The organism is Pseudophaeobacter sp. A-200-2, from assembly GCF_041008815.1.
Classification (GTDB): domain Bacteria; phylum Pseudomonadota; class Alphaproteobacteria; order Rhodobacterales; family Rhodobacteraceae; genus Phycobacter; species Phycobacter gallaeciensis_A.
Genome location: NZ_JAXGFU010000007.1, coordinates 197,993 through 211,282, shown reverse-complemented (window position 1 = coordinate 211,282; position 13,290 = coordinate 197,993). Strand labels below are relative to the sequence as shown.

The window sequence follows — 13,290 nt, the reverse complement described above, 5'->3', positions numbered from 1 at the left end:
GTTTTCACTCACGCGCGCGCAAACTTTGCAAAAAAGTTATTAAACCTCTGAAAAGTATTAGATTTCCCCTCTCCAACTTGTGAAGAGAGCGGAGCAGAAAAGAATTACATTGACATTTGCGTACCGATCAGTACACCCTGCAGAGCATTGACTGATCAGTTAACTCACGGATCATTAGGGAGGAGGCACATCATGACGGACCAGCCCCAAATTGCAGGCGCTGCCACCGCCCCACAGCGCGTCAGGCCCCCAAATGGAGCCGGCAGGCGCAGCAACGACGCCCGTGGTGGCGCCAAGGACACCCCGAAGTCTCTATCCCTAAATCAAAAGATAAATTATCTTCGTTTCCCAAACAGGGAGAGTCGAATGCCAAGTGTAACAACAACATTTGTGGCGACGATGGCCAATGCCGCTGGTCTGACGATGTCGAACGACGGTGCTTTGCTCTCTGAAGGGAAAGTTGTTTATCGCTTTCGGCCGGGCGCGGATGGGATCATGCCCGAGGCCGAGTATTTCAACGCTCTGGACTGGATACGGAGCACCCAGGAAGATGAGGTCGCTCTCATTTCCACTTACGCAGAGACCATCCAGCTGGACGATCTCGGGGTGCTGGGGCTTGCGATCAAGACGGCACCTGATCTACGCAGCTCCATGCGCCTTATCGAGCGCTATTTCCGGCTCATGACCGACACTGTCGATTATCTTTTTGATGACACTCAGGATCCTGCTCGCCTGATCATCGAAGAGCGTTCCGTCACTCATCCCGTCCTGCAATTTCGCAATGAATGCGCATTGGCCAGCTTTGCTCACAAGATCCGCTGCCTGTTGGGACAGGATATCCAGTTATCCTATGCATCCTTTCGTCACCCCTGCCGAGGCACGCCTGAACGCTATGCCGAGTATTTTGGCTGCGAGGTTCACTTTGAAGCAGACCGGGACGCCCTCGCCCTGCCCTCCACCGCGCTGGATCTGCCGGTCCGGCTCGGAGACAAGGCGGTGTCCGACTTCCTGATCCGGCATCTGGATGAGGAAATGTGTGCCTTGCACAAGAACCCACCGCTGATGACCGATCTGATGCGCCACCTGTCACAGGCACTGAAACATGGCTTGCCACAAGCGGGCGACATCGCGCGCGCCATGGGGATGAGCGAACGCACTCTCTACCGCCGCCTGTCCGAAGAGGGGCTGACTTATCGAGAGGCCCTGAAACAGGCCCAAACCCAACTTGCCCATGAACTGCTGACCACAAGCGACTTCTCGATCGCCGAGATCGCATTCCTCACCGGATTTTCCGAACAAAGTACTTTCAGCCGCGCCTTCAAACGCTGGGTTGGCCAGGCACCTGCCCAATACCGGCAGGCTGCAGCGACCCAATAACTGCAGCGTGGACACCCGGTTTGGCAGATAGGGTCATATGGCTGGCAGAACCTGCCAAGACCCCCGCACCCGGAACGCCGTACAAAACATGTAACGATACCTTGAGTACGCCATGCGCCAGACGGCCAGTGCGTCTTTAAAACTATTCAGCCCAGGAAGTGGAAACCGCAAATGAAAGAAATGACTTCTCTTCTTGCACTGGCACTAGCCGCTGCCATGGCGGCCGGTCTTGTGCTTCTTCCCATTACGATGCCCCGGTCCTCCGGCGTCTATGGCGGCCAGTTTCAGGGGCAGCTCGCCTTTCTTGGTCACTCTCAAACACGATAGCATGGTCACGCCAATCAACCGTGAAAGCAGCATTCTTTCTCGATCCGTCCGGTGAAGCCCGTCTCTCGACTCATCCGTTCCTGTGGGCCTCACGGCTTTGCCTGCCCCAATTGAGCGCCGCGTCCAGCCCCTACCTGACCCCTGAATTCGCCGCCGCCGCCCGCCACCTGACAGGCGGCATCGTCGCAGGGGGGACCGGTCACATCCCGCTGACGGACACCGGGCGTCAGCCGCTTCTGGCCAACTCCATGTTGCAGTTCGGCGGCGCAAGACGAAGCGCCCTATACAGAACCGCCCGCCAAGGCCGGTAGCGCGGCAAAGCGCTTACATCCTCTCCGCTCCGCAAGTGCACGATATTGGCAGAGATAAAGGGGGGGCCAGATTATTGGATGATTGCAGCCGTATTTCCGGTCCCGTTTTGAGAAATCCACGCGTCGTTCGCGTTTCCGCGCTGTGCGACGGCGGCCTGGTTCGTATTGCCGACAATGATGACCGTGAAACCATTCGCATCACCGTCCTGTACCGCGGCAACTAGGTTTGCGTCCCCGGTGATGGATGTCGTGGCATCATTCCCGAAGCCAAGTTGCTTGAAGAAACCCGGCGTCAGACTTGGATCGCTGGCTGCAACACCCGTGAAGCTTGCAGGTGCGGCATTGTTCAGGTCGCCTTCAACAAGAAAGACAGCCGTGTTTTGCCCCTGTTGCAGAAGGTCTAGGAAATTGCTGTCTCCGAGAATGCGGAATTCCGCGGCATTGCCGCCCCCCAATCCTGAAAAATAGTTCTGGTCCGCTGAGGCGATATTGCCAGTTCCTTCGACATAGAACTCCAGATCGTTGGTGCCTTCCTGCAGCCCGAGAATGTCGTTCCGATTGCTGAACCCCGTCAGCTCCACCCAGGCGCGGTTCGTGCCGATCTGCCCCACCCCGACCCGGTTTTCATCGCCAGCGACCGTGGACATGGTGATATCATTCTGCAAACCATCCTGGCGCAGCCCCACTTCGTTTGTGTCGCCGGTGATTGTGACGAAACCGACCGAATTGCGGCGTCCGCCCTGAAAGATGCCAAAGCGGTTGAAATCCCCAGAAACCGTCAGATCCATCTCATTGCCGTTTGCACCCATATTATCGTAGCCGATACGCTGGATGAGCGCGTTGTCGAGGGCGCGGGACAGCAAAGCAGGCCCGGTCAGCTGACCGCGACCGTTGTAGGATCCGGTGAACCGGGCGCGGATGATGTTCTCGGCGAATTGCGCAGCCGTTTCGGACCGCTGCTCGACCCGCAGCAGAGTGTTTTCAGTGCCGGTCTGTTCAATCTGGGCAATCTGACCAGGCATTCCGTCCAGCTGTTCCTGGATTACGGTGATGATCTGGTTGCCATCTCCCGACCCGGACTGTCCTTGCAGAATGAACAGGCGGTTGGCGCCAGATGGGATGGCCCCGGTTGCGGCCTGAAGTACCTCTCCCACAAGGTTGCTGTTGGAGCCTTGGGTGATGTCGACCTGGTTGAAAATCGTAGGTGTCTGCGAATTGCCGCTTTGCTCAAAGCCCCGTCCGATGGTGCCCACTTGGTTGTCCGCCCCCGTCTGGGTCACGATCAGGCTGTTATAATAACCCTCCTGCAGCGCGACATCCGTATCAAGGCCCAATTGGTTGCCACTTCCGACCTGATCGATCAGCGCCTCGTTTTCCAAACCGATCTGATCAATGAAAACCAGATTGTCCTGCGCGGCAGCCGCCGCAGGAAGAAGAACGCTGAGAAGAACGAGAATGCGCATTGTACGACGGGCTCCTACGGATCAGGGGCCGGGCGCGCTGGCGCCCGGCCTGATTGATTTTTTGCGCCAATCCGGCGCTGCGGCGTCACTGAGTGATGGTCGCCACGTTGCTGTCACCGACCTGGCTCAGCGATGCGGTATTGCTGCCACCGCCACCCTGGGTGATGTCGCCATCGTTCTGGTCACCATCGATGGTCACGTAGGACGTGTTGTCAGCACCGTCCTGATCGACCAGCAGCTCATTGAGATCACCGACGAAAAGCGCCACATCAACTAGGTTGGAAGATCCGTTCTGGTTGACCCCGAAATCGTTGCCATTTCCGTTGATGCCGCTGACAACCGAAACGGTATTGTCATTGCCAAGCTGTGCGATGCCGAACGCATTGCCGTCACCATTTATGGCCAGCGTACCGATCGAGTTGCGGGCACCAACTTGGTTCACCCCATAGCCGTTGGAGTCACCGGTGATGTCCACATCCATGTAGTTGCCGTAGCCGTTTTGGCGAAACTGTCCGCCACCATTGTATCCGGCACGCGCATCCGAGTTGACCGGCTGGGCACCGCTGTTGTTGTTGCCCAGGATGTCGATGTACATCGTATTGCCTTCATTCCCGTTGCCCGTCAGGTCCTGATAGACCGCGCGGATCTGGTTGTTGGCACCGTCCTGCAGGATGGCAATCGTCTGCCCCTCCGTATTGGCTCCTGAGGAACCATACTGCCACTGCTTGATATCACCGATCAGGTTACCGTCACCGCCTTGCTGGGTGATGGTCATGCTGTTGCCTCCTGCCCCGGCAAAGACACGCTGACGGATTCCCTGCACCGCGTTTCCATTGGTGGATTGGGTGACGCTCAGCACGTTGAAATTGCCTGCGGTCGTGGCGTTATTATTCGTCTGGTTCAGACCGGCCCCACCGCCAAAGGTCACAAGGCTTCCCTTGATGCCGATTTCGTTGCCATCGCCCGACTGGGTAATGGTCAGCGTGTTCTGGTCGCCAGATTGGATCATGTCTGCCTTGGTGGTGCCACCATCGACCGAGCCGAAAGCACTGTTGTTGTCGCCCGACTGGGTGACAAGAGCGTTGTTTGCATTTCCGGATTGGCTCAGCAGAGCTTCATTGCCGCTACCGGCGAAGACAGCACCCGCCAGAAGGGAAAGCGCCGTTGAGGCCGCCAGAATTGTTTTCGTATTCCGCATTGCTGTGATCCTTATTTCAGGGGGATACTTCCCCGGTTGTCGTGTGGGGGCGGTGGTCCGCCCCAGTCGAAACATTTTACTGGACGATGCCGATGCTGTTGCCGGACCCTGTCTGTGCGAAAACAGCAACATTCCTGTTGCCCGTCTGTGCAACGACGGCCTGGTTCATGCTGCCGTTGATAGTGCCGGTCAGCGTGTTGAAATCACCATGCTGGCTGGCGGCGAAGAGGTTATCGTTAGCTTGGCTGACGCCATCGACACCAACCGTCAGCGACATCACATTGCCCATGCCCTTCTGGCTCAACTCGCCCGGCTGCAGGCCGTCCCAGGTCTGGTAGCCGGTCGCGGCTACGGCTGCCGTTAACGACACAGGCGCGCTGAAGCCACCTGCCTGATTGTTGCCGTCGCCAAAGATGGACGCCGTCACAACATTGGGGCTCGCCGGACTGGACAGGCCCTGCACAACGGACAGGAAATTACTGTCGCCCTCCGCGGCGCCGCCGATGCGAAGGGTTGCTTCACCAGCATTGAACTGGGTGACGTGCACATTGTTCTGATCCCCGACTATGCCCACATCAGCAAAGCCCCAGGCCTGCTGCATGATCGCGACGGTGTTGAAGTCACCACCGTTGGCGTCTCCGTCGATGTTGACGATGGCCTCGCCACCCGTTCCGAACACGTCTTTCTGAAGGATCGACACGATATTGTCGTCCGAGGTGCCGATGATATTCAAAACCGCCATGTTGTCATCGTTCCACTGGCGGATCCCGATGATGTTGGAGGCGCCGTCGATCACGCCCATCGCCACGAGGTTGTTATTGCCCGATTGGCTGGACTGGTTAACAGGACCACCCTGCGCGATACCGATCTCGTTGTTGTCGCCGTTGATGTCCAACGTGCCGACCGCGTTGCCGTTCCCCCGCTGCTCCACACCGATACCGGTGTTGTTGGCAGCGATGTCAACGTTGATCATGTTGCCAAGGCCGCGCTGGATGAAGGTGGCATCATTCGCCACATCCGCCACGCCCGACAGCGCGGTGGTGCCGTTGCTATCGCCGGTCATCTGAACGGCCAGGCTGTTGTCTTCGCCGAACTGCTGAACGGTATTGATCAGATTACCGGTACCGTCCTGGATCAAAGCCGCAGTATTGGCCAGATCCGGAACTCCGCCGGTTGCCTGCTGGAGTACAGTTCGCAGCGTGTTGTTGTTGCCACCCGTCTGCAGAATGGTCAGGACGTTTTCACCCGTGCCGGTCCCGACGTCGCCTTTCTGAGACAGACGGATCACGGCGTTGCCGTCCGTCGTCTGCTCGATCGTAGCAAGGTTGTCGTCCCCAAGTTGCTGGACATAGCCAGCCGGATTGCCGCTGTTGCCGTTGTAGCCCACAAGGTTGCCGTTACCCGACTGCTTAACCGAAAGGTCGTTGTTGTCCCCGTCCTGCCGAAGCGGGATGTCGGCATAGTCGGTGAACGTCGCCGTTGTACCGGCCACGTTGTTCGTTCCGGCCCCCTGGTCGATCAATGCGGCATTGCCACTGCCGTTCTGGACAATGGCCGCTTTGTTGCTGTCCGCCCAAGCCGCGGCGGCCAATGCCATGGCCGTGGAGGTCACCAGGATTGTCTTCAGATGTGTCATCTTACGCCCCCAATGCAATATTCAATGGTCAACAGCGTCATGTTGGGCACAGTTCAATTGGGTCAAGCTCCTGAAATTGATCGTTAAACTCACCTGAATGCTATAGAAATTGTGTTGCAAACGGGATTGAGCCCCGCCGCGGATCTGCCGCGACGGGGTGTCGATTTATTGGATGATGCCGAGGTTGTTGTACGAACCGTTCTGGACAAAGTTGGCAGTGTTGTTGTTGCCATTTTGCGCCACGGCAGCCTGGTTGTTGGCCCCGATCACCGTTCCGACAAGCGCGTTGCCACTACCCCGTTGCAGGACTGCAAAGAGGTTGTCGTCTCCGGTGACTGTCACGGTCATCTCGTTGTTGCTGCCGTGTTGCCACAGGGACCCCGCAGACATCGGAAGGCCGGTGACACCATTGGCAGCCGCAAATGCGCTGCCGGCATTGCCGCTCAATGCACCACCATTATTGTTACGATCACCGGTTACACTCACATACATCTGGTTGCCATTGCCCCAGCGCTGATGGGTGTTCAGTGAGTTGTCGTCGCCGAGAATGTCGATCTCGGCAGTATGGTGGTCGCCCTCCACCCAGTGGTCCACAAAGTTGCGGTTGCCGTGTTCCATCACCCAGGCTTCGTTGGAGGACCCGCTGATGTCGACCTGCGCCCAGTTGTTGTCGACAGTCTGCGAGATACCAACGTTGTTATAGTTGCCCCCCAGCACAGCAAGCTGCACAGTGTTCGCATCGCCGACCTGGCTGATGCCCAACTCGTTGCTGCTGCCGGTGATGGACAGTGTGCCAACAGTGTTGTTCGTCCCGTCCTGCGTCACGCCGAACTGGTTGCTGTTCCCGGAAATGTCGAGTGCCAGAGCGTTGTTGCCCTTGTTGACATTCCCGTTGTTCAAGTCTTCGAACCCTTGTTTGAGTTCGCTTGTGGACGCACCGCTGAGAGCCGCATATCCACCCAGCGCTCCACGACCGTTGTCGTCGCCGGAGATCGAGACAGTCATCGTGTTGCCCGGGATGCTCCCCCCTGTGACGGTCTGTTTGGCAAGCGCGATGGTGTTTCTGGTGCCGGACATGGTCAGCGTGGCCGTGTTGCCGGAACCGCCCTTGTGCTTGTCCTGGAAAACCTCCGTGATGACATTGTCGTCACCGGTCTGCTGCAGGATGGTCAATGCGTTGCCGGACGCACCGACCGCACCACCGAAGCGGTTTCGTTGAGTCACCTTGCCAACTACGTTGTCATTCGAGCTTTGGGTGATCGACGCAGTGTTGCCGTTGGGAGAGGAGGCATACTGCGCCAGCTGCTGGAAGCCGTTCAGACCGATGTCGTTGTTATCGCCGCTCTGCACGATGTCCAGATCGTTGTTGGAGTTGCTCTGTGCAATCTGACGGATGTTCTGGCTGGTCGAACCCGCCTCGTTGTCGTTACCCGCGCTTTGGGTAATCAGAGCACTGTTCGTGCCCGTCCCGGATCCGGATTGGATCTGATCCAAGTAGGCTTCGTTGCCACTGCCGGCGAAAGCCGCGGCGCTCATCGAAAGGGTGAGAGCAGTTGTCGTGATATAGGTCGTTTTCAGAAGTTTCATGATAGTACCTCCCCCCAGAGGTCAAAATGATTAACACACGTAAAATCGCGGGGCTGAGGAATGCATTCAGCCCCGCGCAACTCTTTGATTACTGAATGATGCCAGCGTTGTTGGTACCGCCAGTCTGCGAGAAGCTCGCGGTGTTGCTGCTGCCGACCTGAACAACGGCAGACTGGTTGCTGTTGCCATTCACGGTGGCGGTGATGCTGTTGTCAGCGCCCCACTGCAGGGTACCGAACAGGTTGTTGTTGCCAGTCACGGAGGCCAAGACAGTGTTGTCATTGCCCTGCTGCTGGATCAGGCCCGCCTCAAAGGAAACGTGGCTGCCAGCGGCCGCCAGCGCGGAACCAGCCAACAGAGGCGTGGTGCCGGTCAGACCATTGCCATCACCAAAGACGGAAACCGTTGCGCTGTTGTCGTTGCCATTCTGCATGACACCGAAGGCGTTGTTGTCATTGGTTACGGTAACCGAAGCACCATTGGTGTTGCCCATCTGGGAAATACCAACATTGTTGCCGTTACCTGCAATCGCGGCAACGTTGACGAGGTTGCTGTTACCGTGCTGAAGAACACCCAGCTGGTTGTTGTCGCCGGTGACTTCCAGGGTGCCAACATCGTTGTCTTTGCCCTGCTGGTAGGTCCCGACCAGGTTGCCGGTGCCGCCGATGATGACATTGGCGTTGGTGCGGGTCGCATTGAACTGGCGGAAGTGGGCCGCAACCGCACCCGAGCCATTGGCAAAGCCGGTGAAGTCCCCGATGCCATTGCTGACGCCGTTCATGGTGATGGTCAGGGTATTGTCACCCGAACCGTTGTTGGACACTTTCTGCTGCACCAAATCGATGTTGTCGCTGGTGCCGGACATGGTGATCGTCGCCGTGTTGCGGTCGTTCACCTTGCCTTCCTGATTGATCGTGGTGATGTTGTTCGACGTTCCGTTCTGCTTCACCGTCAGGGTGTTGGGAACGCCCGCAGAACCGGGGCCGCCATTGTGGAACTGCACCAGCTCGCCGATCACGTTGCTGCCACCGCCGGACTGAGTCACGGTTGCCACGTTCGAGGAAACGGCACCCGGGTTGGAGGCTTTGCCAACCTGAGACACGCCGGAGCCGATCAAGCCGATCTCGTTGTTGTCGCTCGACTGCGTGATGCTCAGCTGGTTATAGCCATCGGCAGCCGTAAAGCCGTCCTGGGTCATTTTCAGACCAGCATAACCTGCCTTGTTGTTGTCGCCACCGCTCTGATCGACGATCGCGCTGTTCGCCACGTCCTGCTGATCCAGGTAGGCTTCATTGCTGTCCGCAAAAGCTGCAGTGCTCAGCGAAAGCGTCAGGGCTGTGGTGGTAATCAAGGATGTTTTGAGAAGTTTCATAATTTTCTCCGTTTTGAGCCGGGGTAAATGCCCCATCAAACGGCGAGACCCTCAGGAATGAGGCCCCCGCCAAAAAGCTTACTGAAGGATGCCAGCGTTATTGCTGCCGCCAGTTTGGGTGAAATTGGCTGTATTGCTGTTGCCCACCTGGGAAACCGCTGCCTGGTTGGCGCCGCCAACGACAGACGCAACGATGGCGTTGTTGTTGCCATCTTGAAGCGAGGCCATCAGGTTGTTCGAACCGATAACGGAGCCCAAGAAAGAGTTACCCGCGCCATCTTGGGTAAATACGCCTTCTGTCAGCCCGAGGGATGCGGCGTTGCCGCTGAAGGTCCCCGACAGGGCCGTGTTGTTGTTCGCGTCGCCGACCATGGCCAGGATGAAGTTGTTGCCAGTCCCGGTCTGATCCAGCTTGGCAACGTTGTCATCGCCATTCACGCTCATGGTGGCAACGTTAAAGCCGCCATTCTGATCAATCAGCAGCGCGTTGCGATCACTTCCGTTGGTCAGGATGGCAGTCGCCACATTGACGGTCCCCACCTGTTTGACACCAACGTCGTTATCGTCGCCAACGATCGGTATAATGGTGATGATGTTGGCGTTGCCATCCTGGAAACCAGCGGTCTGGTTGCCGGAACCGACAACTGAGACGGATCCGACGGTATTGCCGTTACCGGACTGAGTGAAACCAAATTCGTTGCTGTCGCCTAGCGCAGCATAGTTCACCGAGTTGCCAATGCCGGACTGCAAAATGCTGGAATCCGTGGCCCCAACCGAGCCGGCATTGGGCAGGGTCAAGCCGCCGCGGCCGTTGTTGCTGCCGCTCTGGGACACAATAGCAATGTTCCCACCGAAACCAAACGGGCCTGTACCAGACTGGGCGATCGTGGAAATCCTGTTGAACGCACCATTCTGAGTCGCGATCGCTGTGTTGCTGCCACCAGCCTGATCAACAAGCTTGATGAAGTTGCGGGTGCCGTCCTGTGTCAGGTTGGCCGAGTTACCCCAACCCACCTGGACAACGCCATTGTTACCCTGGTTCAGGTTCGAGTTTTCAAAAATCAGACCTGCGTTCTCGTTTTGATTAAGGTTCCCGCCGATCTGGTTGCGCGTGTAGCTGCTGCCGTTTGCAACATTTACGTTCTGCGAGACGGTCACACTGTTCTTAACAAGACCGGTCGACGTCTGGCGCACGCCGCTCAGCAAGTTACCATCGCCGCTCAACGGACCGCTACGCGGAGCATTGCCGACCGAAGACTGGGTGATCGTCAGCTCGTTCCCCACCGACAAGAAGCTCGTGGCAGTTTGCTCGATCACATTGACAAAGTTGGTCACGGAGCTTTGCGTTACCGTTGCGGAGTTGTCGTCGCCGGTCTGGGTCACACCGTTGTTGACGCCGCCCTGCCCCCGACGGACCCCGATGAAGTTGTCGTCACCGGACTGGACGATATCCAGAGAGTTACCCTCGCCGTTCTGTACCATCGCATTGCCAGAGGCTGACGAAGAACCTTGCTGACCGCCTGCCTGGTTCGTGTTGCCCAGCGACTGATCGACGCTTGCGCTGTTGTCGGATCCGATCTGTTCCAGAAAGGCCTTGTTGTCATCAGCATGGGCTGCCGCGCTCATGCTCAGCGTCAACGCAGTCGTTGCCACCAGAAAACGTTTTGAAATTCGCATTTTGGTCTCCAATTATCGTTACCAGGTTCTTCCGCCAAAGAAGCCTTCGACTTCGGAACCGCCCCAGCGGGGCGTCCTGCATCAATTGCAGGCATGCCCCGACCCAACTGTTTAAAAGGGCCCACGCACCAAGAATTTAGATGTGGCTATGAAAGATATTCCTCTGCCCATTCACCCCTCGTGCGCCCCCACGCACCGTTAACTTTCTGTTAACAATTCTGCCGCCTCATTGAGACCTAAGAGATGATTTAAATCAAGCTTTCAGTAATCAAGTCGCAAATTTTTATATAATTTTAGCCAATCCGGACCGAACTCGTTCGCACCCCGCACCCATTCACCCCAAATCCGGACGATTGTTTTCAATTAAGCGTCAATTTCACGGGGGAGCCACCAACGAATCCAAGCGCAACGCGTGCGCTTTCGTAACGTCAACACAACCATTGTTAGAATTGCCCAATTTCCCGCAAAAACCCTGACGCGAGCCTTCATCATCAACAAGTGACAGATTCGCAACACACTTATGCGAATTATTTCAACTTGGACAATTCGTCATCGCCAAGTCACTATTTGCTGCGCTTTTAGAGATGATGGGCGCTGGACACCCAGTCGGCGTGGTTGTTATCACCCGTGAGTCGGTCAATTAGCGACGCATCACGGCAGGTTTGTAGGATTGGTGGTTGATATGAAAAATTCCTTCATTGGCTTCACTGCATCGGCACTCTTATTTGCGGGAGCCGGTGTATCTGGAGAGTTGACCTATACTCCGATCAACCCGTCCTTCGGCGGTGCTCCCCTCAACTCATCCCACCTGCTGTCGACTGCGAATGCGCAACGCGACGCGACAGCGCGGGATGCAGTAAGCAGCTCGACCACAGGGACCGGAACAACATCTCCGACCGGAACCACAAACGCCGATTTGTTCGTGCGCCAGCTCGAAGGTCGCTTGCTTTCCGCTCTCGCGGGCCAGGTGACAGAGGCGATCTTCGGAAGCAACCCATCCGATCAGGGCACAGTGACGTTCGGAACCACCGAAGTCACCTTTGAGCGTACGGTGGATTCCATCAGCCTCACAATTGTCGACTCCCTGGATGGCACCGTGACAGAAATCGTGGTCCCGCAACTGGTAACTGGAAGTTAAAATTAGGTTTGCTGATTGCCTGGCAGATCGGGCAGCCACAGCTACGAATTAGAACGAGGATAAACATGGTGTTTGGTAAAGAAGCAGGCCTGCGAGTGCTACTCCGTGCCATGGTGGTGGCTGGAACCGCTGCTCTCTCTGGCTGCGCCACAACGCCAGGGCCATTTTTTGGGACCACCGATCCGACGATTGTGCAGCCGACACCGGTCAACATGAGCCTGCGCACGCTGCCAGAACCGACGCGCCGCATATCCGTCTCCGTTTACGATTTTCCTGACCTTACCGGACAATACAAAGAGCGCGAACTCGTCCAGACACTGTCCCGGGCCGTGTCCCAGGGCGGTTCTGCGGTTCTGATCAAAGCACTACAGGATGCCGGTGAACGCCGCTGGTTCACAGTTCTGGATCGCGCCGGCCTGCAGGACCTCGTCCGGGAGCGCCAGATCCTCACTGAAATGCGTCGGCAGTATCGCGGTGAGACAGAGATCGATCCGAATGCATTGGCGCCGCTGCTGCACTCCGGCATCATCCTGCAGGGTGGAATCGTGGGATACGACAGCAACACCCAAACAGGTGGCGCAGGCGCACGATACCTTGGCATCGGCGGCAATACCGAGTGGCAACTGGATACCGTGACCGTCAGCCTGCGGGCTGTCTCGACCGAAACTGGCGAAGTCCTCACCAGCGTGGTCACCCAGAAATCAATCGGCTCCTCCCTGATCCGGGGTAGCGTGTTCCGCTACATCGCGCTGGACGAGCTGCTTGAAATCGAAGCCGGCGTGACCGGGAACGAACCCCGCTTGATTGCCTTGCAACAGGCCATCGAAAAGGCTGTCTACGGCACCATCATCGAAGGGGCCGAGGTCGGGTTGTGGGCCTTCAAGGACAAGGGATCCCAGCAGCGCCTGATTGCGAAGTACCGTCAGGAGAAACTGGGGGAATACCTCGGCCAGACGCTCCCCCCGGTGCGTCCAGTGACGATCTCTGCCGCCCGGATTACCCAGACGCGGCCCAAGCCGCGACCAACACCGCCCGCCCCCAGCGTGCGTCAGTTGCCGCCTGCAGTCGATGAAGGTGGCCCGGTAACGCCGCCGCCGCCGGCAGACGGCGAGGTCATTGGTTAACCTCGTTCTGCCCGCTTAGGCACTTCACTTTCTGAAATAACAGGATCGTTTCAGATCCTGGGCCAGACAGCGGAGCAGGC

9 protein-coding genes are annotated in these 13,290 nt (G+C 57.4%); 3 read left to right on the top strand and 6 right to left on the bottom strand.

Annotated features, from left to right (window positions below):
• The first annotated feature begins 192 nt into the window (after positions 1–192).
• Positions 193–1,377, top strand: a complete 1,185-nt coding sequence (locus SM766_RS12570) for a helix-turn-helix domain-containing protein (protein WP_368947987.1) — start codon at positions 193–195, stop codon at positions 1,375–1,377.
• Between the two features lie 709 nt (positions 1,378–2,086).
• Here SM766_RS12570 and SM766_RS12565 read toward each other — a convergent pair.
• From SM766_RS12565 to SM766_RS12540, 6 genes are all read right to left on the bottom strand, one after another.
• Positions 2,087–3,478 (bottom strand): hypothetical protein, encoded by a 1,392-nt coding sequence (locus SM766_RS12565; protein ID WP_368947986.1) that lies wholly within the window; start codon positions 3,476–3,478, stop codon positions 2,087–2,089.
• An 85-nt stretch (positions 3,479–3,563) separates the two neighbouring features.
• On the bottom strand, positions 3,564–4,676 hold the full coding sequence (locus SM766_RS12560) for a hypothetical protein (RefSeq protein ID WP_065271208.1): 1,113 nt from the start codon (positions 4,674–4,676) through the stop codon (positions 3,564–3,566).
• A gap of 76 nt (positions 4,677–4,752) precedes the next feature.
• Entirely contained in the window at positions 4,753–6,312 is a 1,560-nt protein-coding gene (locus SM766_RS12555; protein ID WP_368947985.1) for a beta strand repeat-containing protein, read from the bottom strand.
• A 165-nt stretch (positions 6,313–6,477) separates the two neighbouring features.
• The gene (locus SM766_RS12550) at positions 6,478–7,899 is read right to left on the bottom strand and encodes a hypothetical protein (RefSeq protein WP_274834820.1); all 1,422 of its coding nucleotides are present in this window, start codon (positions 7,897–7,899) and stop codon (positions 6,478–6,480) included.
• Between the two features lie 88 nt (positions 7,900–7,987).
• On the bottom strand, positions 7,988–9,271 hold the full coding sequence (locus SM766_RS12545; protein ID WP_368947984.1) for a beta strand repeat-containing protein: 1,284 nt from the start codon (positions 9,269–9,271) through the stop codon (positions 7,988–7,990).
• A 78-nt stretch (positions 9,272–9,349) separates the two neighbouring features.
• Positions 9,350–10,948, bottom strand: a complete 1,599-nt coding sequence (locus SM766_RS12540) for a beta strand repeat-containing protein (RefSeq protein WP_274834822.1) — start codon at positions 10,946–10,948, stop codon at positions 9,350–9,352.
• A 682-nt stretch (positions 10,949–11,630) separates the two neighbouring features.
• Between SM766_RS12540 and SM766_RS12535 the strand changes: the two genes are divergently transcribed.
• On the top strand, positions 11,631–12,086 hold the full coding sequence (locus SM766_RS12535) for a curli assembly protein CsgF (RefSeq protein ID WP_065271213.1): 456 nt from the start codon (positions 11,631–11,633) through the stop codon (positions 12,084–12,086).
• 65 nt (positions 12,087–12,151) lie between these two features.
• Positions 12,152–13,210 carry a CsgG/HfaB family protein gene (locus tag SM766_RS12530; RefSeq protein ID WP_082996021.1) on the top strand — a complete coding sequence of 353 codons (1,059 nt, stop codon included), beginning with the start codon at positions 12,152–12,154 and terminating at the stop codon, positions 13,208–13,210.
• Positions 13,211–13,290 lie beyond the last annotated feature (80 nt).

Bases quoted from the DNA above. Each gene is read 5' to 3' on its own strand.
- SM766_RS12570 (WP_368947987.1), top strand. From the start codon at position 193: ATGACGGACCAGCCCCAAATTGCAGGCGCTGCCACCGCCCCACAGCGC.
- SM766_RS12565 (WP_368947986.1), bottom strand. From the start codon at position 3,478: ATGCGCATTCTCGTTCTTCTCAGCGTTCTTCTTCCTGCGGCGGCTGCC.
- SM766_RS12560 (WP_065271208.1), bottom strand. From the start codon at position 4,676: ATGCGGAATACGAAAACAATTCTGGCGGCCTCAACGGCGCTTTCCCTT.
- SM766_RS12555 (WP_368947985.1), bottom strand. From the start codon at position 6,312: ATGACACATCTGAAGACAATCCTGGTGACCTCCACGGCCATGGCATTG.
- SM766_RS12550 (WP_274834820.1), bottom strand. From the start codon at position 7,899: ATGAAACTTCTGAAAACGACCTATATCACGACAACTGCTCTCACCCTT.
- SM766_RS12545 (WP_368947984.1), bottom strand. From the start codon at position 9,271: ATGAAACTTCTCAAAACATCCTTGATTACCACCACAGCCCTGACGCTT.
- SM766_RS12540 (WP_274834822.1), bottom strand. From the start codon at position 10,948: ATGCGAATTTCAAAACGTTTTCTGGTGGCAACGACTGCGTTGACGCTG.
- SM766_RS12535 (WP_065271213.1), top strand. From the start codon at position 11,631: ATGAAAAATTCCTTCATTGGCTTCACTGCATCGGCACTCTTATTTGCG.
- SM766_RS12530 (WP_082996021.1), top strand. From the start codon at position 12,152: ATGGTGTTTGGTAAAGAAGCAGGCCTGCGAGTGCTACTCCGTGCCATG.